The following is a 23,813-nucleotide window of genomic DNA, read 5'->3' as shown; positions in this document are numbered from 1 at the left end:
GGCACCCGAGGAGCAATACTGGGGTCGGAAGCGAGTTGTCAAGACGCTAGGGACGGCGTGAGGCCAGTATGACCCCATTCCGTCATTGCGTGTACTACGGATGTACGGCGAGCGCTTCCCTGGAAGGGCGTCTCACCGGGCGTGGTACACTCCGCCCTTGCTCAAGTTTCTGAGCAAATGCCTGCGCAGGCAAAGCCGGATCTCACAACGGCACGTCGAACAAGAGCTACCACGACGAGAAAAACACAAGGTGGCTCCTGCAAGTGAACATGCCGTAACGTGGACCGCGTAAGTGCCCACGGCCAAACAATCGAAAGCCGCCCATCGAGGCGGCTTTTTCATGTCCGATCGATCGCGACAAGTCGGCGGCATCGAGGAGCCGCCCTTGACGGGACGAAGCGCCGAAGAACCCGCAGACAGCTGCTCGAGGAGCCTTGTACCCGTTCAACATCCTGCGCCGTATCATCGATCTATAGGACCCCCCCGGGAAGGCCAAATTGAAAGAGATCCGACTGCGTTGGTCCGATGGGATTGCAAAGGACGATGAACAGCTCACCGTCGAGGGTGTGCCGGCGCACCCTGGCGGCGGGCTGTGGCATCCGGACACTTTCGACAACCGCCGCACCCTTGAGCAGATCATGGCGGCAGGCAACGAGACCTACGGCGACGGCACCCACTGGATCGAGGAGCGGGAGGCTTGAAGCGACTGCAATGAGGGGACCATGGCGGCGCCAGAAATGAAAAAAGCCGTTGGGTCACAACGGCTTTTCTCATTTGGATCCTGGCGGAAACGGAGGGATTCGAACCCTCGATGAGGCTCTACACCCCATACTCCCTTAGCAGGGGAGCACCTTCGGCCACTCGGTCACGTTTCCAGCAAAAAGCGATTATGCCAGCTTAAGAGGCCGGTTGATCGAGATCGAAGGCCTTGTGCAGCGCGCGCACGGCGAGCTCCATGTACTTCTCGTCGATCACGACCGAGGTCTTGATCTCGCTGGTGGAGATCATCTGGATGTTGATGCCCTCCTCGCTCAGCACGCGGAACATCTTGCTGGCCACGCCCACGTGGCTGCGCATGCCGATGCCGACGATGCTGACCTTGCAGATCTTGGTGTCGCCGACGATGTCGGCCGCGCCCAGGGTGGGCAGCACCTTTTCCTTGAGCAGGTCGACGGTCTTGGCGTAGTCGTTGCGGTGGACCGTGAAGCTGAAGTCGGTGCGGCCGTCCTTGCTCAGGTTCTGGATGATGACGTCGACCTCGACGTTGGCATCGGCCACGGCGCCCAGGATGTGGTACGCGATGCCCGGCTTGTCGGGCACGCCGAGCACGGAGATCTTGGCTTCGTCACGGTTGAACGCGATGCCGGATACGACGGCTTGTTCCATGTTTTCGTCTTCCTCGAATGTGATCAGGGTGCCCGAGCGGGCCTCTTCCTTGATGTCGATGTCCCAGGGCGTGAAGCTGGACAGCACCCGCAGCGGCACCTTGTACTTGCCGGCGAACTCGACCGAGCGAATCTGCAGCACCTTGGAGCCCAGGCTCGCCATCTCGAGCATCTCCTCGAAGCTCACGGTGGTGAGGCGGCGCGCATCGGGCTCGACACGCGGGTCGGTGGTGTAGACGCCGTCGACGTCGGTGTAGATCAGGCACTCGTGCGCCTTCATCGCCGCCGCGATCGCGACCGCCGAGGTGTCGCTGCCGCCGCGGCCCAGCGTGGTGATGTTGCCGGCGTCGTCCACGCCCTGGAAGCCGGTGATGACCACCACCTTGCCCGCATCGAGGTCGGCGCGCACGCGCTCGTCTTCGATGCTCTCGATGCGAGCCTTGGTGAAGGCGCTGTCGGTCCTCACCTGCACCTGCCAGCCGGCGTAGCTGACGGCCTGCATGCCCTCGGCCTGCAGCGCGATCGCCAGCAGCGCCGACGAGGCCTGCTCGCCGGTGGCCGCGAGCATGTCGAGCTCTCGGTTGTGGTCGTCGTCGACCTTGCCGGGTGCCAGCTCTTTGGCGAGGCCGAGCAGGCGATTGGTCTCGCCGCTCATGGCGCTCGGGACCACCACCATCTGGTGGCCGGCGCGCGCCCACTTGGCGACGCGCTTGGCGACATTTCGGATGCGCTCGGTCGAGCCCATCGACGTGCCGCCGTATTTGTGAACGATCAATGCCATGGGTGAAGTCAAGGAGAAGGATTCGGATGCCTGCCGCAGTGCCGGCGTCCGGGGGCCCTGTCGTAAGCCTGGGGTGCCTGCTTCAGCGCAAGGCTGCAGGCTGCGACGGAGGCCGGGCATTGTACCAACGCAGAATGTCGCCCTCCCGCTGGACGTAACCGTCCGCAACCTTGAGGCGGATGCGGTGGCCGCGGGTGCTGCAGGCCTCGATCTGGTCGAGCAGCTGTTCGAGCTGGGCCTCGCTGGGCACCGCGTCGTGCTCGCGCTTGAGCCAATGGCGCAGCACGTTGGCGAGCCGCCCGCGCGGCAAGCTGCGCAGGGCTTCCAGCGCGGGCGGCGAGCCTGCGGCCGCGCTGTCCGAAGCGGCGACCTCGACCAGCAGCCGCGAGGCCTTGGCGGCGTTGCGCGCCGAGCGCGCGAAGGTCTCGCGGAACTGCGGCAGCGTCGCGGCGAGCGCCGGCAGCAGCTGCAGCCGGATCCGGTTGCGCGTATAGCGCAGGTCGGCGTTGCTGGGGTCGTCGATGTGGGCGGTTCCGCTCCCGGCGATCCATTCGCGCAGCGCCACGGCCTGCACTTCCAGCAGCGGCCGATGGAAGTTCACGCCATGCCGCTGCATCTGCCGCGGCATGCCGGCTAGGCCGTCGAGGCCGGCGCCGCGGCTGAGCGCGATGAGCATCGTCTCGACCTGGTCGTCGGCATGCTGGGCCAGTGCAATATCGCCCAGCCCATGCACCCGGGCCACGGCCGCCAGCGTCACATACCGCGCCCGGCGCGCCGCGTCTTCGGGACTCTCGCCGGGCGCATGCCGCGCGTCCACGTGGCCCACGTGCAGCGGCACGCCCAAGGCCTCGCAGGTCGCGCGGCAATGGACTTCAAAGTCGTCGGCCGCCGGTTGCAGGCCGTGATGCACATGGAGCGCCTGCACCTGTCCAGGCCAGCGGCTCGCGGCGGCGTGCAGCAGCGCGGTGGAGTCGGCCCCGCCGCTGTAGGCGATGCCCAGCGGCAGCGGCGCCGCCCAGGACGCTAGCGCGAGGGCGGCGGGATTCTCCATCGGGGATTGGCGGGCTGCAGGCAGCCCGCGAAGGGCTACTTGGCGCTCTCGGCCTTGGTGTCGGCGAAGCGGCCGTAGCTCTGCAGACGCTCGTAGCGGCGGTCGAGCAGCTCCTTGGGCCGCAGATCGGCGACCTGGCGGAAGGCATCGTTAAGCGCGCGCTTGAGGAAGGCGGCCATCTGGCGATGGTCGCGGTGCGCGCCGCCGACGGGCTCGTTGACGATCTTGTCGACCAGGCCCAGGGCCTTGAGGCGGTGGGCGGTGATGCCCAGCGCGTCGGCCGCTTCCTGGGCCTTGTCGCTGGTCTTCCAGAGTATGGAGGCGCAGCCTTCGGGGCTGATCACCGAGTAGACCGAGTACTGCAGCATCAGCACCTGGTCGCCGACAGAGATGGCCAGCGCGCCGCCGGAGCCGCCCTCGCCGATGATGGTGACGATCACCGGCACCTCGAGTTGCGCCATCTCGAAGATGTTGCGGCCGATGGCCTCGGACTGGCCGCGCTCCTCGGCATCGATGCCCGGGTAGGCGCCCGGCGTGTCGACGAAGGTGAAGACCGGCAGCTTGAACTTCTCGGCCGTCTTCATGAGCCGCAGCGCCTTGCGGTAGCCCTCGGGCTTGCTCATGCCGAAGTTGCGCGCTGTGCGCTCCTTGGTGTCGCGGCCCTTCTGGTGGCCCAGCACCATGCAGGGCGTACCGTTGAAACGCGCCAGGCCGCCGACGATCGAGAGGTCGTCCGCGAAATGGCGGTCGCCGTGCAGCTCGACGAAGTCGGTGAAGATCTCGTGGACGTAGTCCAGCGTGTAGGGGCGCTCCGGATGCCGGGCGATCTTGGTGATCTGCCAGGGCGTCAGGTCGCTGTAGATTTCCTTGGTGAGCTGAAGGCTCTTCTTGCCGAGCTGGTCGATCTCTTCCGAGATGTCGACCGCCGACTCGGTCTGCACATAGCGCAGCTCTTCAATCTTGGATTCGAGCTCCGCGACGGGCTGCTCGAAGTCGAGAAAGGTTCGTTTCGCCAACGTCTTCTCCTCTTGTCAGTATGCGACCACCGGCAGGGGGTCGAGCGATCGCCAAATATACCAAGTCGCGACGCTGCAGTATGGGGCCCAGGCGACGGCGACCTCGCGCGCATCGCTGCGGCTGACCGGATCGCCCGAGAAATAGCTGCGGCTGATGCCCGTGATCAGCCCGGCATCGTCCAGCGGCAGCACGTTGGGCCGCATGAGGTGGAAGATCAGGAACATCTCGGCGGTCCAGCGGCCGATGCCGCGGATCGCGACCAGCTCCGCGATGATCATCTCGTCGGACATGTCTTTCCAGGCATCGACGTGGACGGTGCCGGAGTCGAAATTCAGCGCCAGATCGACCAGGTACTCGACCTTGCGCGCCGACAGGCCAGCCGAGCGCATGTCGTCGACCTTGAGCTTGAGCACGTTCGCCGGCGTCATTTTGCGCGGCAGCTCGGCGAAGCGGTCCCACACCGATTGGGCGGCCTTCACCGAGATCTGCTGGCCCACGATGCTGCGCGCCAGCGTGGTGAAGGCGTCGCCACGCGACTCCAGGCAGGCGTCGCCGAATTGCGGGATCAGCCGCTTCATGACGCGGTCCTTCCGCGCCAGGTACTTGCAGGCCTCTTCCCAGTAGGGCGGCGTGTGGATTTCGATGAGGGGGGACTTCTTGGCGGGAGGCATTGTTGTTCTCATGCCCTCACTTGACGGTGGTCCAGGTGGTGCCGGTCGGCGAGTCCTTGAGCACGATGCCCTGGGCCAGCAGCTCGCTGCGGATGCGATCCGCCTCGGCGAAGTTCTTGGCCGCCTTGGCTTGGGCGCGTCGCGCGATCAGGGCCTGGATCGAGGCATCGTCGAGGGTGCTGCCGGCCTGCAGGAAGGCCTCGGGATCGGCCTGCAGCAGGCCGATGCAGGCGCCCAGCGCCTTCAGGAGGCCGGCGGCCTGGGCCGATTTCTTGCGGTTCACTTCCCCGGCCAGGTCGAAGAGCACGGCCACCGCCTCGGGCGTGCCGAAGTCCTCGTCCATCGCGGCCTTGAAGCGCGCGGGATGGGGCTCGGTCCAGTCGATCGCGACCTCGGCCGGCGCCACCAGGTGCAACGCCGTGTAGAGCCGCCTGAGCGAGGCACGTGCGTCGTCCAGGTGCACGTCGCTGTAGTTGAGCGGGCTGCGGTAGTGCGCGCGCACGACGAAGAAGCGGACGGTCTCGGCATCGAACTCCTTCAGCACGTCGCGAATGAGGAAGAAGTTGCCCAGGCTCTTGGACATCTTCTCGTCGTCGATGTTGATGAAGCCGTTGTGCATCCAGGTGCGGGCCAGGGGCTTGCCGTTGGCACCCTCGCTCTGCGCGATCTCGTTCTCGTGGTGGGGAAACTGCAGGTCCATGCCGCCGCCGTGGATGTCGACGGTTTCGCCGAGCAGCTGGCAGGCCATGGCCGAGCATTCGATGTGCCAGCCGGGGCGGCCCGGACCGAACTCGCTGGCCCACTTCACCTCCTCGGGCTCGGTGGGCTTGGCGCTCTTCCAGAGCACCGGGTCGAGCGGGTCGTCTTTGCCGTCCAGCACGGCCACGCGCTCGCCGGCATGGAGCTCGTCGAGCGACTTGCCGCTGAGCTTGCCGTAGCCGGGGAACTTGCGCACCGCGTAGTTGACGTCGCCGTTGGTCGAGCGGTAGGCCAGACCCTTCTGCTCCAGCGTGGAGATCATCGCCAGCATCTGCGGCACGTACTCGGTGGCACGCGGCTCGTGCGTGGGCCGCTCGATGCCCAGCGCGTCGGCGTCCTCGTGCAGGGCCTCGATCATGCGGTCGGTCAGCGCGCGGATGCTCTCGCCGTTTTCCACCGCGCGACGGATGATCTTGTCGTCGATGTCGGTGATGTTGCGCACGTACTCGACCTCGAGGCCCGAGATCTTGAGCCACCGCTGCACCACGTCGAAGGCAATCATCGAACGCGCGTGCCCGAGATGGCAGTAGTCGTAGACCGTCATCCCGCACACGTACATGCGCACCCGTCCGGGTTGCAGAGGAGAAAAATCCTCCAGTTCACGCGACAGCGTGTTGTAGATGCGAAGACTCATGAGACAAGGGAAATGCCGGAAGCGCCCACGCGAAACGGGCGCACGACAGAGATTTTTTCAGGGGTGAGGATGCTATGGCAACGAGAGGATGAAGGGAGCCCCTCGGCTACAATCCCGCGTCAGTATAAACGGCCGGTCCCGTTATTTTCCCTGGTGTTTTCGAGGCCCGCGTTCCTCCCCATCTCCCGAGGCTCATGAAGCACGCCGCTGCCCCCTCCCCCTCTTTCATCCCGCGCTTCCTGTCGGTCCTGTTGCTCGCCTTCGCGGCCGTTGCGGCGCACGCCGACGACTACCTCGATGTCAACACCCTGCTGCGCCAGGGCAAGGCACCCGAGGCACTGGCCAAGGCCGACGCCTACATCGCCGGCAAACCACGCGACCCGCAGATGCGCTTCCTGCGCGGCGTGATCCTGACCGAGCAGGGCAAGCAGGCCGAGGCGGTCACGGCCTTCACGCAGCTCACTCAGGACTTTCCCGAATTGCCCGAGCCCTACAACAACCTCGCGGCCCTCTACGCCTCCCAGAGCCAGTTCGACAAGGCGCGCGCGGCGCTGGAGATGGCGATCAAGCTCAATCCGAGCTACGCCACAGCGCACGAGAACCTGGGCGACGTCTACGCCCGTCTCGCCGGTCAGTCCTATGGCCGCGCGCAGCAGCTCGAGACGAGCAACACCAGCATCGCGCCCAAGCTCGCGCTGATCCGCCAGCTGTTCAGCGCGCCGGGCAGCGCCACGCTGCCGTCAGCGCCGGCCGATGCCCGCAAGCCGGTGCGCCGCTAGCCTGCTGCCCTTGGGCGCGCGGCCATCCAGGCGCCTTTCTTTCAGCCCGTTCCACTTCCACACCATGCACATTCTTTCCCGTCGCACGGCACTCATCCTCGTCTCGACGCTGAGCCTGGCAGGCGCCGCGTGGGCGCAGCAGAGCGCGCCGCGCGTCAAGTTCGCCACCTCGGCCGGCGACATCGTGGTCGAGCTCGCGCCCGACAAGGCACCCAAGACGGTCGAGAACTTCCTGCAGTACGTGCGCGACAAGCACTACGACGGCACGGTGTTCCACCGCGTGATCGACGGCTTCATGATCCAGGGCGGCGGCTTCACGCCCGAGCTGCAGCAAAAGCCCACGCGCGCGCCGGTCCCGCTGGAAGCGAGCAACGGCCTGAAGAACGACAAGTACACGATCGCGATGGCGCGCACCGCCAATCCCAATTCGGCGACCTCCCAGTTCTTCATCAACGTGAAGGACAACGCCATGCTCAACGCCCCCAATCCCGACGGCCACGGCTACACCGTATTCGGCAAGGTGGTCTCGGGCACCGAGGTCGTCGACAAAATCCGCGCCGTGCGCACGGGCAACAAGGGCGGCATGCAGGACGTGCCGCTCGAAAGCGTCACCATTCAATCCGCCACCGTGGCGAAGTAAGCAATCAACAAGGAGCCCTCATGAGCAACCCCCAAGTCGAACTGCACATCAAGAACCAGGGCGTCATCACGCTCGAACTGGACCAGGACAAGGCGCCGAAGTCGGTCGAGAACTTCCTCGCCTACGTGACCAAGGGCCACTACGACAACACGGTGTTCCACCGCGTGATCCCCGGCTTCATGGTGCAAGGCGGCGGCTTCGAGCCGGGCATGTCGCAGAAGCCGACGGGTGCCGAGATCCAGAACGAGGCCAACAACGGCCTGAAGAACGACAACTACACCGTGGCCATGGCCCGCACCAGCGCGCCGCACTCGGCCACCGCCCAGTTCTTCATCAACGTGGCCGACAACGGTTTCCTCAACCACACCGCGCCGTCGGCGCAGGGCTGGGGCTATGCGGTGTTCGGCAAGGTCATCGACGGCAAGGAAGTGGTCGACAAGATCAAGGCCGTGAAGACCGGCCGCAAGGGCTTCCACGACGACGTGCCGCTGGAAGACGTGATCATCGAGAAGGCCGTCGTCAAGGGCTGAAGATGACGGCTTTCGCCGAGCTCGTGGCTCCCGCGGCGTGGCGCACGGTCGACCTCATCTCCGACCTCCACCTGCAGTCCGCGGACCCGGCGACCTTCGAGGCGTGGCGCGGCTACCTGCAGACCACGCCGGCGGACGCGATCTTCATCCTCGGCGACCTGTTCGAGGTCTGGGTCGGCGACGATGCGGCAGCCGAGCCCGGCTTCGAGGCGCAATGCGCCGAAGTGCTGCGCGAAGCCGCTGCGCGCCGGCCGCTGTTCTTCATGCACGGCAACCGCGACTTCCTGCTCGGCGCCGCCTTCGCCGCGCAATGCGGCATGCAGCTGCTCGACGATCCGACCGTGCTGGCCCTGCATGATCGGCGCTGGCTGCTGAGCCACGGCGATCTTCTCTGCCTCGAGGACACCGAGTACCTGCGCTTCCGGGCCGAGGTGCGCACCCCCGCCTGGCAGGGCGCCTTCCTCGCCCGTCCGCTGGCGCAGCGGCGCGCCCTCGCCCGCTCGATGCGCGCGCAGAGCGAGGACCGCAAGCGCAGCCCCGGCATGGTCTGGGCCGATGTCGATGCCGATGCCGCGCGCGACTGGCTGCGGCAGGCCGGCGCGACGACGCTGGTCCACGGCCACACGCACCGGCCCGCGGCCCATGCGCTCGGCGACGGCCTCCAGCGCCTCGTGCTGAGCGACTGGGACCTCAAGGCCCATCCGGCCCGCGCGCAGCTGCTGTGCCTGTCGAGCGCAGGCCCGCAACGCGTCGATCTGCGCTGATGTTCGGTTGGCTGCGCGGCCTGCGCACTCCGCCCCCGATCCCCGAGCCCGCATGGCGGGCGACCCTCGCGCGCTACCCTTTCCTTGCCGATCGACCCGGTACCGACCTCGAGCGCCTGCGCCGCCTGGCAGCGGAGTTCCTGCGCGACAAGGAATTCCATGGCGCCCACGGCTTCGTCATCACCGACGAGGTCGCGCTCGCCGTGGCGGCGCAGGCCGTGCTGCCGGTGCTGCACCTGACGGGCGGCCTGCGCTGGTACGACGATTTCGTCGGCATCGTCATCCACCCTTCCGAGGCCGTGGCCCGGCGCAAGACCGTCGACGAGACCGGCGTGGTCCACGAGTACGACGAGATCCTGGCCGGCGAGGCGATGGACCGCGGCCCGGTGATGCTGAGCTGGCAGGACGTGCTGGCCGGCAGCGTCACGCAGGACGCGGGCTACAACGTCGTGATCCACGAGTTCGCCCACAAGATCGACATGAAGAGCGGCGCGGCCGACGGCTGTCCGCTGCTGCCGGCCGGATTTGCGGGCACGACGAGCGCTCGCGCCGCGCGCATCGCCTGGTTCGCGGTGCTGCAGCCGGCCTACGAGGATTTCCGCGAGAGAACGATCGTCGCCGAGCGCTTCGGCGGCGAGGCGCCATGGCTCGATGCCTACGGCGCCACATCGCCGGGCGAGTTCTTCGCCGTGGCCTGCGAGGCCTATTTCGTGAACCGCGCGAAGCTGACGCTGGAATTCCCCGGCCTGGTCGCGCTGTTCGACGAGTTCTTCAGGCGCCCGGCCCCACAGGCCTAGGCGCCCTCCTCCCTCACTTGCGCAGCAGCGCCTTGAGCGCGTTCTGCAGGCGGCGCGCCGAAGCGGCGTCGTGCGCCGTCGCCAGCACTGTGCCGGCGTCCTGGCCCCAGGTCTGCGCCGGGGCGGGATCGCCGCGCCGCGTCAGCAGTTTCAGCTGCAGGGCGCGACGCGCGTCGAGCTGCTCGGCCGGCGTCGGCACTTCGGCCGCCATCTCCAGCCGAAGCAGGGCCTCGGCGGCATCGTCGGCCTTGGCCGAGGGGCCGGAGGTCAGGGCCTGCGACCACTGCCCGCGCACGGCGGGCGTGACCGCGCGGCCCAGCTCCTGCACGCTGGGCAGCTTCGACGCATCGCGCTGCTCCCACGCGCCCAGCACCTGGGTCAACGCCTCGCCGTGGGCCTGGGCGGCGAGCTTGCGCAGGGCCTGCTCGGCGCGCTCCAGTGCATCGCGCTGGGCGCGGAAGGCGGTGTCGCCGAGGCGGGGGCCACGCTCCTCGCGCGGCGGACGGTCGCCGAAGCGGCCGGCGCCCGGGCCTCCTCGGTCGCCGGCGCGGCCGGGCGGGCCACTACGGCTGTCGCGGCGATCGCCGCCGAAGCGGCTGTTGCCGCGCCCCATGGGCGCTGCTTCGGCCTTCTTGTTGCCGGGCCGGTCGTCGCCGCGCACCGCGATCACGGGCTTGGGGGCCGGCTTGGGCGGTGCTGCGGGCGCCGGTGGAGCCTCAGCCTCGGCGGCGTCGGTGCGGGCCGAGGCATCGGCGCCATCGGCAGGCGCCACCAAGTCGGGCGTTGGCACCGCAGCTTCGGCGGCTGCCGACGGGGGCGAAGCCTCGGCATCGCCCGACGCGGGCGCCTGCTCGGCGCTCTCGCCGAACTCGGCGGCCGCCTGACCGGGCGCCACGACCTCGGTCGCGCCAACAGAAGGCCCGTCGGCCGCTGCAGCCTTCGGTGCGGGCGGTGGCGCCTCACCGCGCAGGGCGCCTTCGAGCCGAGCCACTGCGGCGCGAATCTTCTGCGCATCCCCGGTGGCATTCGCGGCTTCCAGCGCCTTCGAGGCATCGAGCACGTAACGGTCGTGCTCGCTCATGGCGGCGGCCGCCTTCTCGCGATCGGCGGTCTTCCGGTTGAAGGCCTCGTCGATCGGGGCGCGGAAGGTGTCCCACAGTTTTTGTTCCTGGCGGCGGTCCAGCGGCACCGTCTGCGCCTCGGCCTGCCAGCGCTGCTGCAGGGCCTTGACGGCATCGATGCGCAGCATCGGCGCGGCGCCGAGCTCCGTGGCCTCGGCGATCATGGCCTGGCGGCGCTCGATACTGGCCTTCTGCGCCACCTCGAAGGGCGCGCGCGCCATGCCGAAGGCCGCATTCCACTGGGGCTGCAGCTCGGCGAACACCTTTTCGCCCACATGGCCGGCGTCGCGCCAGCGATCCGCGAACTGGTGCAGCGCGCGGTTGTAGGCCTTGAGGTCGGTGTTGCCGGCCTGCGCCTCGGCCCACGCCTTGACCTCCTCGATCAGCGCCAGGCGCTGGGCCCGGTGCTCGGCCGCATCGGCGCGCACCTTCTCGAGCCAGGCCTCCACCACCTTGTGGGCCTCGTTGCAGGCCTCGTCGAAGCGCTTCCACAGTGCGTGGTTGGGCACGCCGCCCTGGTCGGCCTGCTTCCATTGCTCGCGCAGGCTGCGCAGCGTCTCCTGCATCTTGCGGCCGCCCAGGGCCTGGCCCTCGGGACGCTTGAGCAGGCTTTCGGCCTTGGCCACCAGGTCCTCGCGCACCTTGTCGGCGCTCCAGCGCTGCCAGCCTTCGAGCTCGCCGGCGGCGACCAGGGCTGCATGCACGCGGGCCTCGAGCGGGGCATCGACCATCTTGCCGTGCTCCTTGAGCACCGCGCGCAACGCCGCTGCGGCGCCGGCGCTGGCCTTGCCATGGCCCTCGGCGGTTTCCTGCTCGAGCTTGGCGAGCGCGGCCTCCACGGCGGCCTGGGCGGCAGCCCGTTTCTCGGGATCGACCTTCGGCACCGGTGGCTTCTGCGCGGCGGGAGGCGCCGCTTCGGGTGCGCCGCCGCGGGCCACGCGCAATTCGTCGGCCCATACCGGCACGGGCGGCAGGGGCGCCGCCGCATCCTCGGCGGCGGCCACGGTCTGCGCCAGCGCCTGGTGGAAGGCATCGGACACCACCAGCAACTGCGCCTTGGACGACTCCAGCTGCGGCGCGAACTTGGCGTCCAGGCTGGTCCAGTTGCCGTCGGCCGTGATCTCGGCGGCCTGCTGCTGCCAGTGCACCACGTCCGCGCGCAGCGCTTCTTCAGCGGCCTGGGCGTCGCGCCAGCCTTTGGTCGACAGCACCTCGAAGCGCTGCGCCAGCAGCACGGCCGCTTCGCGATGCACTTGCGCGCGGTGCTGAAGATCCTCGATGCCCTTCACGCGCTCGGCCAGACGCGCCTTGAAGCTCGCCAGCGGCTCGCGCGACAAGGGAGCCCCGGCCTTGGCCGCATCGCGCTGCCAGGCCAGGGCATCGGCAATGTTGAGCTTGGGCTGGGCCAGCAGCGCCTCGGCCTTCTGGGCCCATTCGGCGGCGATGGCCTCCTGGCCGCGGGCGCGCTTGAGCTCGTCGAGCTTCTCGCGCAGGAGGCGTGCGGCGCCCTTGTCGCGGCCGCTCAATTCCTTGAACACCTCCTGCATCTGCTCGGGCGCCGGATTGCCGGCCAGCCAGTCGCGGATGCGCTGGGCGCGCTCCCCCGAGGTCGGTGCAGTGAAGGCGCCGCCCGTCATCGTGTCGAGGGACTGGAGGTCGTGGGGCTTGGTCGAAGTTGAAGTCACTGCGCGAATAAAACCTGATCTGTAGAGGAAAGCGAAGGCGCCGGCATTTGCCGGCGCACCTCGCCATTTTCGCCGAGTTGCGGCGCGTGGGGTCAGCGGGTGGCCAGATTCAGTTCCGCTCCGGGTTTCCAGTTGGCGTCTCCGCCCTTGGTGCGTACCGCGCCGAGGAACAGCCGCTCGCTGGGCAGCTTCTGCGCCAGCAGGTAGTCGCGCACGGCGGCGCCGCGCTCGACGGCCAGCTGGCGCATCGACTCCTCGTCGACCGGGATGCTGGCCATCAGCAGGTCTTCCATCTCCTTCACCGGAACATCCTTGGCCAGGCCAATCACGTTCCGCGGCTTGGTCTTGAGGTCGGAGCGTTTGTACACCGCAGCCAGCAGCTCGGGGTATTCGGCGTCGGTGACCGGCGTCACGTCGGCCGCGCTCTGGTTGCTGCGCGCTGCCGCGCGGCGCTTCTCGGACTGGGCGAGGTCGCGCACGCGCTGGCGCTGGTAGGCCTCACGCTCCGGCTCGAGGCTGGAGGTGCCCACCACCGTCATGCGCAGCGCGGGCCGGTCGGTCAGCGCCTTGGCGACCTTGTCCAGGCCCTGTTTCGCCTCGGCCGACAGTGCCGCGCTGCCAGGCGCGAAGGTGACGGTGCTCGATTCCCCGCTGCCGCCGCCGAGGCCGCCCGTCAGCAGTGCGAAGGGCGCGGTCGCGGCCTTGGCGATCAGGTTGACGATCGCCTTCAGGATCAAGGGGCCGATGCTGAACTGCGGATCGTTGAGGGAGCCGCTGATGGGGAAGTCGATGTCGATCACGCCGTTGCGGTCAGCCAGCAGGGCGACGGCGAGGCGCACCGGCAGGCTGTTGGGCGCGCCCTGCACCTCCTCGCCGAACTGCAGCTGGTTCAGCACCAACTTGTTGGTGGCAGTGAGCTGGCCGTCTGGCGTGATCTTGTAGCTCACTTCCATGCTGAGCTTGCCGCGCTCGATGCCGTGGCCGGCGTAGCGCACCGAATACGGCGACAGCGGCGGCAGGTCGAGCTCGCGCATCTTGGCGGTGATGTCGAGCTCCAGCGGCTTGGCCAGCGGGTTGAGCTTGCCGGTGATCTCCAGAGCGGCCGTCTGCTGGGCCTTGCCGCGCAGCTCGAGATCGGCCAGCGCCGGCCTGTCGCCCTGCGGCTTGGACGAGAAGGCGCTGAGCTTGCCGGTCAGCTCGCTGAGGTCGGCCGAGTAGTTGGGCTTGACGAACAGGTCACTGAAGTCGATGCGCCCGTTGACCAGGTTCATGGGGCCGAAGTTGATGATCGGCGCGGGACCGCCGCTCTCGGGCGCCGGCGCCTTCGCCGTCGCCGCGGAGGTCGCGGCCGAAGGCGGCGGGGGCGCGCCGCCGACCATCGCCTCCGCGGACACCGGGGCGCTACCGGAAGGCGCCGCCTGTTTCTTGGCGGTCGTGGTCGTGGTGGTGCCGCCGAGGCTGCGCCGCGTGCTGGCCTCGCCCGCCGGCGCTGGCGCCGGCTCTCCGGGCTTCTTGGTGAGATCCTGCAGATTGAGGCGACCTGTCGGATCGATGATCACGCGCGCGAAGAAGTCGGTCAGCGTGGTTTCGCGCACGTCCACCGCCAGCGGCGCCTGGGGCACCAGGTTGACCTGCAGCCCGCGCAGGTTCAGGGTCTTCCACCTCAGCAGCTGGTTGCTGCGATTGGCCTGGCCAGGCGATTGGGTCAGCGTCGCGCTGTTGGCGCGGAAGTCTTCCAGCGCCGTGTCGCCCGCCAGTTTCACGCTCATGCCGGCAGGCGTGGTGCTGTACTTGACCGTACCGAGATAGCTGGCAAAGGCGCGCCGGATGTCGATATTGAGCGCGTCAGCGTAGTAGGCCTTGAAGGCGTGCGCCGGGACGGAGGCGACTTCCAGCCGGCCCTCGGCCGCCACCGGCTTGAGTGCCACCGTGCCCTTGTAGTCGAAGCGCCCCGCTTCCGCGCGGCCGGCGGCGATGCGCCCGGACAGCTGCAGCGGCGAGGCGGTGGCAGTGTTGGGCGCGATCTTCTGGGCGTTGACCTTCAGGGCACTGATTTCGAAGGCCACCGGCGTCGCGCCCGCCTTGTCGGAATAGGACAGCGCCCCGTTGTCGACTGCCACGGTGCCGATGGAGAGCTCCCAAGGCTTGGTGTTGGCATCAGCGGCAGCTGCCTTCGGATCCTTGGGCGCGGCGGCCTTGGCCTCCGTGCCCGCGGCCTGGCTGCCGCCTGGCGGCGCCTTGAGCCAGCGCTCGAACATCCAGCGCTTCTCGTTGTCGCGCTCGATGAGCACCTTGGGGCTTTTGGCGCTGAACGAGGCGATGCTCAGCGTGTGCTTGGTCATGTCGACCTCGGCATCGGCCAGCTCGAAGCGCCCCGCGCTGGCCAGTGCCGTCTTCGCCTGCGTCAGCGCCAGCCCGTCGACCGCGACTCGGTTGGCCTTGAACTTCAGGTCGGGCTGGTTCCAGGCGACGTCGATCTGGCCGCTGAGCTTGCCGTCCAACGTGGGCTCCAGGCTCTGCGCCAGGTACGGCGCTGCCAGCGACAGCGGCAGGGCCTCGACCTTCGCTTGCACCTTGGCAACCTTGTCGGTCGCCTCGCCGCCGAACTTGAGTGCGGCGCCGCCCACGGTGGTGGAACCGCTGAAGACGGCCGCCTTCTCCATCGGCCAGGCGATGGCGCTGGCGTCGATCTGGAGCTGCTTCATGTCGATCGCCGCCGCCGGCTGGATGCTCTGGTCGCGCCATCCGATCTCGCCGCCGGACAGGGCCAGCTTGTCGACCTGCACGCGCCATCCCGGCGCCGCGGCCGCCGCGGGTTTGGCGCCGGCCTCGCCGTTCGGCGGGGCGTCGGGCGGTGGCGCCTTCTCGGCTGCGCCGCTGCCCGGGCCGGCGGGCAGCAGGTTGAGCCGGCCGGCCGCGTCGCGCGCCAACACCAGCTGCGGCGCGGCGAGCGCCACCTCGCTCAGGTGCAGCACGCGCTCCAGCGGGCGCACATCGGCCAGTGCCAGCTTGAGCGAGTCGAAGCGAAGCAGGTCGCGCGCCTTCGAGTCGGCGAGTTGGATGCTGTGCGCCGCCACCGTTCCGGTGATCTTGAGACCGGTGCTGGCCGTCTGCACGAAGTCGATCTTCAGGTCCGCGTCGAGTTTGCCGGCCTGCAGGGCGACCGGCAGGCCTGCGGGGATGTAGCCCAGGTAGGGCACCAGGTCCAGGTCCTTGAAGTTGATCTGGGCGTCGGTCTTGCGATCGTCGGCGAAAGGCGTGGTAGCGGCTGCCGAATCGAAGGCGCTCCCGTTGAGCACGAAAGCCAGCTTGGGCTCGGTCTTGATCGTCCGCTGCGAAGGGAGGTTGCTCAGGAACGGCACCTTGAGCACGAAGTTGCGCAACTCATGCTTGCGCTTGACGGCCTGGTCGTCGAAGTCGACCGACCCGTTGGTGATGGCGATGTTGTAGATCGCGAAGCGCGGCGGCTCGCTCTTGGGCGTCTCGGGGGCGCTGGCGAGCTTGGCCAGGATGTCGTCGATGTCGTATTTGCCGTCCGCCCGCTGGGTCAACAGGATGGCGGGGGCATCGACGCTGATGGCGTCGATCACGGGCGCCAGCCGCACGATCGACTGCAGTTCGGCGTCGGCATAGATGCGCCCGACAGCCAGTTGCGGGCGGCTGCCGTCGGCCGTCGCGATGCGCAGGTCGTCGAGCGTGAGCTCCAGGGTCCAGGGCTTGAAGTCGATCTTGCCGACCGTGACCTGGCGACCCAATTTCTCGCTGGCGATCTTCTGGATCTGGCTTTTGGCGATCGGCGGGACGGCGAGCCAGGCGAGAGCCCAGAGCGCGAGCAACACCAGCAAGGCCAGCACCGCCCGCCGCACCCACTTGTTTTGTTTCAGCGAAGCAGCATTCATCGGAGGGCGAGTTTGCCCCAAACCGATGGAGCTTCCCAGAAACTAGAAAGCCCGGCTGCCTGACTTGATGTCTGGCCTCCGGGCTCGATGGCGGGCGCCACGCCCATGCCATCTTTTCGCTCGACCGGAAGTTGGATTGTTCCAGTCATGCTGGCAGCAAGAGATTGCCACCATGGGGCCTCGGCCTCTGAACCGTTCGATGGATCTCTCCCGGTTACCGGACCTCGGTTAAACGCCTGAAACCTCAGGCCACATCAGCGTAGGCCTGCCGTCACGAGATTGCAAAATAAGCTTTTCAATGGGCCAGCGCATGGCGATGCACGCTCTTTCCAAAGCTTACAAATAGCATAATTTGTCAGTTCTTTATGCTTGACCGGGTATTAAGCGCCTCCTAAAATCTGCGCTACCCGAGCCGCTCATCTGCCGGTCGGGTTCTGTCCTACACCCGCTGCCGAATTCTTTCGGCTTAATCAGGCGGCCGCGCTCTAACCCCTCTCGCGCGGTATCTGATTCGTACCAATCCACAAAGCGCCGCCGCCTTCGACCACCGCCTTCCGGCGCTGCGACCCAGGTGCCGCATAGAAGGAGGAAGAGCGATGAAACAGGCGTTTGCTGCCACAGCCCGAGGGCTGAGGACTTTCACGTCCGACGTGGCCGAAGGCTTTTTCGAAGTGACCCACAACGGCTTTGCCTTGCTCGGGCTCGCCACGGTGTTCGCCGTGCTGGCGCTGGCCGCGCGGCCGGACCTGCGCCAGTCGGGCGAAGAACAGCTCATGGGCTGGCTGCAGTCGCGCAAGGCCCCGCCCGAACCCACCATCGAGCTCGAGCCCACGGCCATCGACCGCACCACGGCCGCCAGCCCGCATGAACTGCCGAAGCCGCAGGCCGCGGTTGCCTACTGGCTGAGCAAGAAGTACCGCGTGGCGGTCGAGCCGTTGAGCGTCCTGGTGTCCGAGGCCTTCGAGCTCGGCAAGCGCTCCAAGCTCGACCCGACGCTGATCCTGGCCATCGTGGCGGTCGAGTCCAGCTTCAACCCCTTCGCCCAGAGCCAGGTCGGCGCCCAGGGCCTGATGCAAGTGATGACCCGGGTACATGGCGAGAAATACGAAAGCGCGGGCGGCACCCTCACCGCCTTCGACCCCGTGACCAACATGCGCGTCGGCGTCAAGGTGCTGCAGGAATGCATCGCGCGGGCGGGCTCGCTCGAAGGCGGCCTCAAATACTACGTGGGTGCGGCCAACCTGCCGGACGACGGCGGCTATGCGGGCAAGGTGATGGCAGAGCACGCGCGCCTGCAGCAGGTGATCGCCGGCCGTGCGCCCTCCACCGCCCCCACGCCGCCCGGCGTGCGGGCCCAGCCCCTGCCGGTGGTGGCGCCGGCCAAGCCGGAAGGCGACAGCCCGCAGAAGGTGGCGCTGGTCTCGGATCTTTAGGCCTTTTTGCGGCGCCGGCCGAAGCCGTCGGCTACACTCCCACGGCGCGCGACTGGCGATAGGCGCAGCCCTTTTCAGGTGCTGGCGCTGACGTGGATGACCACTGGGAAGCGTGCCGCCTGCGGTGCCAAGCAGGCGTTCAGCCGTTCGCCTGGGCAGCCCTTGTTTGGTTGAAGAACAAGGACCATCGTTCTCAAAGGACTGCCATGTACAACCGGAACATCCTGGTCGAACAGACCGATCCCGAAATCTGGGCCGCCATTCAAGCCGAGCACGCCCGGCAGGAACAGCACATCGAGCTCATCGCGAGCGAAAACTACGCCTCCCCGGCCGTCATGGCTGCGCAAGGCTCGCAGCTCACCAACAAATACGCCGAGGGCTATCCCGGCAAGCGCTACTACGGCGGCTGCGAGCATGTCGACGTCGCCGAGCAGTTGGCCATCGACCGCGTCAAGCAGCTCTTCGGCGCCGATGCAGCCAACGTACAGGCCCACTGCGGCGCCTCGGCGAACGAGGCCGTGATGCTGGCTTTCTTGAAGCCAGGCGACACCATCATGGGCATGAGCCTGGCCGAAGGCGGCCACTTGACCCATGGCATGCCGCTCAACATGAGCGGCAAGTGGTTCAACGTCGTGAGCTACGGCCTCAACGACAAGGAAGAGATCGACTACGACGCGATGGAGCGCAAGGCGCACGACGCCATGCCCAAGCTGATCATCGCCGGCGCCTCGGCCTACTCGCTGCGCATCGACTTCGAGCGCTTCGCCAAAGTGGCGAAGGATGTCGGAGCCATCTTCATGGTCGACATCGCCCACTACGCCGGCCTGGTCGCCGCGGGCGTGTACCCCAACCCCGTGCCGCACGCGGACGTGGTGACCTCCACCACCCACAAGAGCCTGCGCGGCCCGCGCGGCGGCATCATCCTGATGAAGTCGCAGCACGAGAAGGCGATCAACAGCGCGATCTTCCCCGGCCTGCAGGGCGGCCCGCTGATGCACGTGATCGCAGCCAAGGCCGTGGCCTTCAAGGAAGCGCTGTCCCCGGAATTCAAGACCTACCAGCAGCAGGTCGTGAAGAACGCGCAGATCGTCGCCGAGACGCTGAGCGCGCGGGGCCTGCGCATCGTCAGCGGCCGCACCGAAAGCCACGTGATGCTGGTCGACCTGCGCGCCAAGGGCATCACCGGCAAGGAGGCCGAAGCCGTACTGGGCAGCGCCCACATGACCATCAACAAGAACGCCATCCCCAACGACCCCGAGAAGCCAATGGTGACCAGCGGCGTGCGCATCGGCACGCCCGCCATGACCACCCGCGGCTTCAAGGACGAGGAGGCGCGCCTCACCGCGAACCTGATCGCCGATGTGCTGGACAACCCGCGAGATGCCGCCACCATCGAGGCGGTGCGCACCAAGGTACACGCGCTGACCAGCCGCTTCCCGGTCTACCGCTGATCACCCGCATGGCGTCCGCATGAAGTGCCCTTTCTGCGGTCATCTCGAAACGCAGGTCGTCGAGACCCGCGTGTCGGAGGATGGCGACTTCGTGCGGCGCCGCCGCCAGTGCGGCACCTGCGAAAAGCGCTTTACCACCTACGAGCGGCCGGACGTCAACTTCCCAGTGGTGGTCAAGAAGGACGGCAGCCGCGCCGACTTCGACGCCAAGAAGGTCCGCGCCTCGATGATGCTGGCGCTGCGCAAGCGGCCGGTGAGCATCGAGCAGATCGACCATGCGCTGCTGCGCATCGAGCAGAAGCTGCTTTCCAGCGGATTGCGCGAGATCGAGTCCACCAAAGTCGGCGAGTTGGTGATGCGCGAACTCAAGCGCATGGACAAGGTGGCTTACGTGCGCTTTGCCTCGGTCTATCGCAGCTTCGAGGACGTGGACGAGTTCAGGCAGTTGCTGCGGGATATCTGATCAGCGCCAGCAGTCGCTAGGGGTCAAGCCAGTATTGGCATTCGCAATCCCCCGAAGCCCTGTGTTGTCGAGTTGCAGTGTGCCGCAGCGATCTCCGTCCATCGACCCGGTCGGTACGGCCTCGAGATTGAAAGAACTGTCGGCCCGCGTGCCGGCCACGAAGCCAATCGTGTAGTTCTTCGCACCTTGTCGTGGCACGGTTGCTAGCGTGTCCGGCAGTGTCATGTCTGTGGTCTCCCCGATCGCACGCTTGAAACTGTCGTTCTGCGAGTAAAAGCGTTGCATGTACTGCGCCGCTTCCATGAGCTGTGCGCGCGCCTCGGCGCGCTTCGACTTGCGCACTGACTCGAGATAGCTCGGATAGGCGATCGCGGCCAGGATGGCGACGATCGCGACCACGATCATCACCTCGATGAGGGTAAAGCCGCCTTGGCGCCGGCGTGTTTGGTTAATCATTGTCATTGCCAGCTCAATACGAAGGAGGCGTGGCGATCTGCCGCCACTGGCGCTTGACCGGCGTTCCTCCCAGCTTGACCTTCCTGGTGGAATCCGCGCCTTCAAGCCCAGCCTCGGAAGTCCCACGAACCCGCACAATCCGGCGCTGCCCGATCGATAAGAAACGCGTCACTGCGGCAGTGACGTTGTCCGCCGCCGTGAACGTGCCGTCATTGTTGGTATCGAAAGTCGGGCCGTCCTGGCTGGGCGCACCCGTGAAGGGATCGAGCACGAAGGTATAACCCTGGGGCTGCGTCGCAGTGCAGCCGGTGGCCGTGCCGCCGGGCACCATGGTGTCGAAGAGCACACGACCCGATTCGATCTGCGGCGCATAGATCTGCCGCTGGCCGGGGGCGATAGTCATTCGGATCTTCCAGCCGCGCTTCTTGGCGGTGTCGCCAGTGCCGTAGTCCACGCTGTTGCTGCTGATGGCGAAGTAGTCACCAGTGCTGCCATTGATCGTCAAAGGGGTGATGGTCTGCGTCACGAGGGCGGCGGTTGTTACATAACCACCCAGCGTTGGCTTGTCCCAGATGCCGTAGAGACTTTGCTGGCCCGTGCTGGATGCGTCATCGCTCTCGAACAGCTTGCCCGTACCTGCAAGGACCATGACCCCGCCGAGCGGATGAGGCACCACGGTGGGCGCAGCCGTAATGGGCTCGACCACACCCGCGCTGTTTGTTGCCCAGAAGAACGGACTGCCAGAAAAAGCCACGCGCCATTGAGAACGATCGGCAGACGAGAAATCAAACTTCCAGATGAAGCCCAGAAGGTCACCCGCATAGGCGGCCACAACGCGTTTGTTGGCGTCGCGTACCAGCTTTACGCCACCGAGGCCGGCGGAGGAACTGCTGAGAGCTGGGCTCAGGACCTTGATGCGCGCGCCTGTCCGCGCATCTATCACATACAACCGAGAACGTCCGCTGGCGCTGCTGTAGCCATTCCCGGTGATGATGACCGAGGTGCCGTCTTGCATGATGCCCGCCTCCGGCGCCTGCAGCACATGCCCCAGCTCGCTGTAGTCCGGATTGTCACTGTTGATTTCCCACAGGATGTCGGCTGCGCCAGGCGCCGATTGCTGGGCAGACAGCGCCGTCGGATTGCCACTCGTTGGCATGGACGGAACGGGCACATTGATCGCAAACAGGTTCTTCGCGCCCGCGCCCCCGGTGCCGACGACCAGGTTTCGCCATTTGCTGTCGGTGTTGTCGTAGACATCGACCTCGGTCAAGGGTCCGTCGACGAAATACTTGTGGTCATAGGCCGGATTCGCCAAGTCCTTGAGCTGCCCCAGCACGGTCCGGGGCACGAAGGCAAAGCTCTCAACGCCGCTGTCTGCATTAAACGCATGCAGCATCCCGTCATTGGCGCCCACGAAGAGTTGAGGAGCCCGGAATTTCTTGCTCTTCAAATAGCGCAGGTAGCTGCTCTGCCCAGGCGTGGTGTCCGGGAGAAAGTCGTACTGACTGTCTACGAGGTCTTTCACCAGCACGGGAGTTGAATTGACGATATCGCCCAGCACCGAGATCCTCTTGCGGTAGGTGTTTTGCTCTTCGCTCCGCTCGCCGCGCACATAACCGATCAGCTTCGCGGGCTCGGTGACACCGAGCAGGGTCTGGGTTGTAGTACTCATCGCGGCGGCGGTAAAAGCCACACCCGTAGAGTCTTCCTGCTTGAGTGTGTAGATGTTGCGGTCCGCCGGCTCCGGCAGCCTGTTCGATGCAGACCAGAGCGTGCTGCCGTCGCTCAGCCGCTGGGCTTCGACCTCACCCGTCCAGTCGCCGGCTTTGTAGCTGGGGATGTACTTGGCAGTCGTCGACGCATAGCTGCGCCCCGACACCGCAATACCAGCCTCCCTGCGACCACTGCTGGCGACTATCGTGGTGATCATCGACTTCAGCGCGTCGGTATATTCCACTACGTTCTGGGCGCTGGCTGACCTGCCTCGGCTGTTGACCGCGGCGTGCCAGAGATCATCTGCATTCGCAATATCGTCGGCCTTCGGAGAACCCCAACCTACCGTTCCAGCGAGCAGCCCGGGCCAGTCCTCCGGATTGCTTCTATTGCCGCGGATGCCGAGCCCAATGGTGAAGTTCACCAAGTGCTGCCAGAACGCCGGATCTGAACCCGGCTCATCTGAATTGCTCGCCGGCACATCGTTCGGCAGATCAGTCCGCAAATCTCTGCTCCAGTAGTACATTGCAACGTCAGCGAGGGAAGGGTCGCTAGGTCCACGATAGGGCGCGACGGGCGTGTACGTGAAAGTCCTTGTGCCGTTGGCGTGAGTGATGCCGGGGCCGCTGCTGTTGTCGACGTCCTGGTTTGCACCCGGCGTGCTGGCCGGATCACTGTTCCACATTCCATCCGTCATAAGGACATGAAACGAACGTCGACAGCTTAGATGGGCGCTGGGTGACTCACCGCTCTCGGGGTCTGCGGCCCAGGGCGAACCAGAATCCGCGCGCGAAAAGTACTGTCCTACATCGTCCATGGCGCGGCGCAGCGGCGTGCTGCGCGGTGTCAATGAACTAAACAACAGGTTATAAAACGCTTGCCGATTGGTAGGCGAGAACGGCCTGACGCCCATCAGGACCGTCTTGGTAGATACGCCGTCGATGACCTTAGGCGTAACACTGCCGATAGTTCCAAAGCCGACACGAAACGCCGAGGGCACGGCAGCGAATGCTTCGGCCGTCCCTCCCCTGGCCACCTTCAGGCGATTGCGTGCGTAGGTGAACCAGTTGGAAAAGTTCTGAGCCTCCTCTCTGAATGTGCAAGTGCTACCTGCGCAGTCTGTACGGTTGAGCCCTTTGGGATAGCTATTCCCATCCGAAATGATGACTTGCGTGAAATCGCCAATGGCCGTCCCGGAGGCGCCGGCATTCAATCGATAGTACTGTGCAGGCCAGATGGTTTCGTCAGTCTTGGGATAACTGAAAGGATGGAAGTTGTCCCGCACCTCGGTCGCCCATAGTGCGGTAACGGTCTGGGTCGCAACAAGGTTTGCCCTCACAGAAAGATCGCTTGGATCGGACGGCGCTTGATCTGCAGGGTATTCAGGATAGCGCGTACCGTTAGCTGTCAACCAGGGCCGGTAACGTATCTCCGGGTTGTAGTAGAGCGGGTTGATGGTCGACGAACGGAAGCGCCGAGCAAGGAGAACGTCGCTGTTGTATGTAGCCACCGAAGCCCATGGCTGGTAAACGCTCCCCCCGTGCCAGGGAGTTCCGTCAATAAGCGTCAGATTCGGGTACCGAAAACAAAGATCGTCCGGAACGCACTCGAACTCCATGGATCCAGAGTCGTCCAGCGTGAACATCAGGTTTGGCGCCACCGAGGCGGTCGATCCCGTCAACGGAATCTGGGACATCGCAGCCCCCACTTCACCACTCAGCAATACGCCGAGCATGAGCGCACCCAGTCGCTTCATCCAGTTTGTCATTTGCTTTTTTCCTCTC

18 protein-coding genes, 1 tRNA gene and 1 riboswitch are annotated in these 23,813 nt (G+C 66.4%); of the genes, 9 read left to right on the top strand and 10 right to left on the bottom strand.

Translation table 11 applies throughout. The features are described from left to right. Window positions 1-497 precede the first annotated feature (497 nt). A complete protein-coding gene (locus tag AC3A6X_RS24800; RefSeq protein WP_309962105.1) occupies window positions 498-701 on the top strand; it encodes a hypothetical protein in 204 nt (67 codons plus the stop codon). 81 nt (window positions 702-782) lie between these two features. Here AC3A6X_RS24800 and AC3A6X_RS24795 read toward each other — a convergent pair. The 6 genes from AC3A6X_RS24795 to cysS form a co-directional block, all read right to left on the bottom strand. Further along, a tRNA-Ser gene (locus AC3A6X_RS24795) sits at window positions 783-875 on the bottom strand. Window positions 876-897: 22 nt separating this feature from the next. Beyond that, window positions 898-2,166, bottom strand: a complete 1,269-nt coding sequence (locus AC3A6X_RS24790) for an aspartate kinase (protein WP_106558744.1) — start codon at window positions 2,164-2,166, stop codon at window positions 898-900. An 82-nt stretch (window positions 2,167-2,248) separates the two neighbouring features. After that, the gene (tilS, locus tag AC3A6X_RS24785; protein ID WP_487844678.1) at window positions 2,249-3,217 is read right to left on the bottom strand and encodes a tRNA lysidine(34) synthetase TilS; all 969 of its coding nucleotides are present in this window, start codon (window positions 3,215-3,217) and stop codon (window positions 2,249-2,251) included. A 35-nt stretch (window positions 3,218-3,252) separates the two neighbouring features. Beyond that, window positions 3,253-4,233 (bottom strand): acetyl-CoA carboxylase carboxyltransferase subunit alpha, encoded by a 981-nt coding sequence (locus AC3A6X_RS24780; RefSeq protein ID WP_106558746.1) that lies wholly within the window; start codon window positions 4,231-4,233, stop codon window positions 3,253-3,255. A gap of 15 nt (window positions 4,234-4,248) precedes the next feature. Beyond that, window positions 4,249-4,905 (bottom strand): DNA-3-methyladenine glycosylase family protein, encoded by a 657-nt coding sequence (locus AC3A6X_RS24775; protein ID WP_487844677.1) that lies wholly within the window; start codon window positions 4,903-4,905, stop codon window positions 4,249-4,251. Window positions 4,906-4,921: 16 nt separating this feature from the next. Beyond that, window positions 4,922-6,298, bottom strand: coding sequence for a cysteine--tRNA ligase (cysS, locus tag AC3A6X_RS24770; protein WP_487844676.1), 1,377 nt, complete (start codon window positions 6,296-6,298; stop codon window positions 4,922-4,924). A gap of 194 nt (window positions 6,299-6,492) precedes the next feature. On the opposite strand from cysS, the gene AC3A6X_RS24765 reads away from it, so the two are divergent. From AC3A6X_RS24765 to AC3A6X_RS24745, 5 genes are all read left to right on the top strand, one after another. Next, complete coding sequence (locus AC3A6X_RS24765; RefSeq protein ID WP_487844675.1) at window positions 6,493-7,077, top strand: tetratricopeptide repeat protein; 585 nt, start codon at window positions 6,493-6,495, stop codon at window positions 7,075-7,077. Between the two features lie 64 nt (window positions 7,078-7,141). Beyond that, window positions 7,142-7,717 carry a peptidylprolyl isomerase gene (locus AC3A6X_RS24760; protein WP_487844674.1) on the top strand — a complete coding sequence of 192 codons (576 nt, stop codon included), beginning with the start codon at window positions 7,142-7,144 and terminating at the stop codon, window positions 7,715-7,717. Window positions 7,718-7,737: 20 nt separating this feature from the next. Continuing rightward, window positions 7,738-8,247, top strand: coding sequence for a peptidylprolyl isomerase (locus AC3A6X_RS24755; protein ID WP_106558751.1), 510 nt, complete (start codon window positions 7,738-7,740; stop codon window positions 8,245-8,247). 2 nt (window positions 8,248-8,249) lie between these two features. Continuing rightward, complete coding sequence (locus tag AC3A6X_RS24750) at window positions 8,250-9,011, top strand: UDP-2,3-diacylglucosamine diphosphatase (RefSeq protein WP_487844673.1); 762 nt, start codon at window positions 8,250-8,252, stop codon at window positions 9,009-9,011. Continuing rightward, entirely contained in the window at window positions 9,011-9,808 is a 798-nt protein-coding gene (locus AC3A6X_RS24745; protein ID WP_487844672.1) for a M90 family metallopeptidase, read from the top strand. Before AC3A6X_RS24750 ends, AC3A6X_RS24745 begins: the two co-directional genes overlap by 1 nt. A gap of 13 nt (window positions 9,809-9,821) precedes the next feature. Here the strand turns inward: AC3A6X_RS24745 and AC3A6X_RS24740 are convergent, their stop codons facing one another. Together AC3A6X_RS24740 and AC3A6X_RS24735 are read right to left on the bottom strand one after the other, a co-directional pair. After that, window positions 9,822-12,614 (bottom strand): DUF349 domain-containing protein, encoded by a 2,793-nt coding sequence (locus AC3A6X_RS24740; RefSeq protein WP_487844671.1) that lies wholly within the window; start codon window positions 12,612-12,614, stop codon window positions 9,822-9,824. 92 nt (window positions 12,615-12,706) lie between these two features. After that, window positions 12,707-16,513, bottom strand: a complete 3,807-nt coding sequence (locus AC3A6X_RS24735; protein ID WP_487844670.1) for a DUF748 domain-containing protein — start codon at window positions 16,511-16,513, stop codon at window positions 12,707-12,709. A 596-nt stretch (window positions 16,514-17,109) separates the two neighbouring features. Here AC3A6X_RS24735 and AC3A6X_RS24730 point away from each other — a divergent pair. The 3 genes from AC3A6X_RS24730 to nrdR all read left to right on the top strand — a co-directional run bounded on the left by AC3A6X_RS24730 (window position 17,110) and on the right by nrdR (window position 19,860). Then, a complete protein-coding gene (locus AC3A6X_RS24730; RefSeq protein ID WP_487844669.1) occupies window positions 17,110-17,946 on the top strand; it encodes a lytic transglycosylase domain-containing protein in 837 nt (278 codons plus the stop codon). Between the two features lie 38 nt (window positions 17,947-17,984). Next, a riboswitch (ZMP/ZTP riboswitch) is annotated at window positions 17,985-18,110 on the top strand. A 42-nt stretch (window positions 18,111-18,152) separates the two neighbouring features. Continuing rightward, window positions 18,153-19,397, top strand: a complete 1,245-nt coding sequence (gene glyA, locus AC3A6X_RS24725) for a serine hydroxymethyltransferase (protein WP_487844668.1) — start codon at window positions 18,153-18,155, stop codon at window positions 19,395-19,397. A gap of 19 nt (window positions 19,398-19,416) precedes the next feature. Next, window positions 19,417-19,860, top strand: a complete 444-nt coding sequence (gene nrdR, locus AC3A6X_RS24720; protein WP_487844667.1) for a transcriptional regulator NrdR — start codon at window positions 19,417-19,419, stop codon at window positions 19,858-19,860. On the opposite strand, the gene AC3A6X_RS24715 is transcribed toward nrdR, so the two are convergent. Next, window positions 19,861-20,322, bottom strand: coding sequence for a type IV pilin protein (locus AC3A6X_RS24715; RefSeq protein ID WP_487844666.1), 462 nt, complete (start codon window positions 20,320-20,322; stop codon window positions 19,861-19,863). Window positions 20,323-20,329: 7 nt separating this feature from the next. Further along, window positions 20,330-23,797 carry a pilus assembly protein gene (locus tag AC3A6X_RS24710; RefSeq protein ID WP_487844665.1) on the bottom strand — a complete coding sequence of 1,156 codons (3,468 nt, stop codon included), beginning with the start codon at window positions 23,795-23,797 and terminating at the stop codon, window positions 20,330-20,332. Window positions 23,798-23,813 lie beyond the last annotated feature (16 nt).

The sequence above is a fragment of the Variovorax sp. Soil_C_12 genome (assembly GCF_057657375.1).
Note: the sequence above shows the minus strand (reverse complement) of the source record. Positions and strands in the feature narration are given on the sequence as shown.

Bases quoted from the DNA above. Each gene is read 5' to 3' on its own strand.
- AC3A6X_RS24790 (WP_106558744.1), bottom strand. From the start codon at position 2,166: ATGGCATTGATCGTTCACAAATACGGCGGCACGTCGATGGGCTCGACC.
- tilS (WP_487844678.1), bottom strand. From the start codon at position 3,217: ATGGAGAATCCCGCCGCCCTCGCGCTAGCGTCCTGGGCGGCGCCGCTG.
- AC3A6X_RS24775 (WP_487844677.1), bottom strand. From the start codon at position 4,905: ATGCCTCCCGCCAAGAAGTCCCCCCTCATCGAAATCCACACGCCGCCC.
- cysS (WP_487844676.1), bottom strand. From the start codon at position 6,298: ATGAGTCTTCGCATCTACAACACGCTGTCGCGTGAACTGGAGGATTTT.
- AC3A6X_RS24765 (WP_487844675.1), top strand. From the start codon at position 6,493: ATGAAGCACGCCGCTGCCCCCTCCCCCTCTTTCATCCCGCGCTTCCTG.
- AC3A6X_RS24760 (WP_487844674.1), top strand. From the start codon at position 7,142: ATGCACATTCTTTCCCGTCGCACGGCACTCATCCTCGTCTCGACGCTG.
- AC3A6X_RS24755 (WP_106558751.1), top strand. From the start codon at position 7,738: ATGAGCAACCCCCAAGTCGAACTGCACATCAAGAACCAGGGCGTCATC.
- AC3A6X_RS24750 (WP_487844673.1), top strand. From the start codon at position 8,250: ATGACGGCTTTCGCCGAGCTCGTGGCTCCCGCGGCGTGGCGCACGGTC.
- AC3A6X_RS24745 (WP_487844672.1), top strand. From the start codon at position 9,011: ATGTTCGGTTGGCTGCGCGGCCTGCGCACTCCGCCCCCGATCCCCGAG.
- AC3A6X_RS24735 (WP_487844670.1), bottom strand. From the start codon at position 16,513: ATGAATGCTGCTTCGCTGAAACAAAACAAGTGGGTGCGGCGGGCGGTG.
- AC3A6X_RS24730 (WP_487844669.1), top strand. From the start codon at position 17,110: ATGAAACAGGCGTTTGCTGCCACAGCCCGAGGGCTGAGGACTTTCACG.
- glyA (WP_487844668.1), top strand. From the start codon at position 18,153: ATGTACAACCGGAACATCCTGGTCGAACAGACCGATCCCGAAATCTGG.
- nrdR (WP_487844667.1), top strand. From the start codon at position 19,417: ATGAAGTGCCCTTTCTGCGGTCATCTCGAAACGCAGGTCGTCGAGACC.
- AC3A6X_RS24715 (WP_487844666.1), bottom strand. From the start codon at position 20,322: ATGACAATGATTAACCAAACACGCCGGCGCCAAGGCGGCTTTACCCTC.
- AC3A6X_RS24710 (WP_487844665.1), bottom strand. From the start codon at position 23,797: ATGACAAACTGGATGAAGCGACTGGGTGCGCTCATGCTCGGCGTATTG.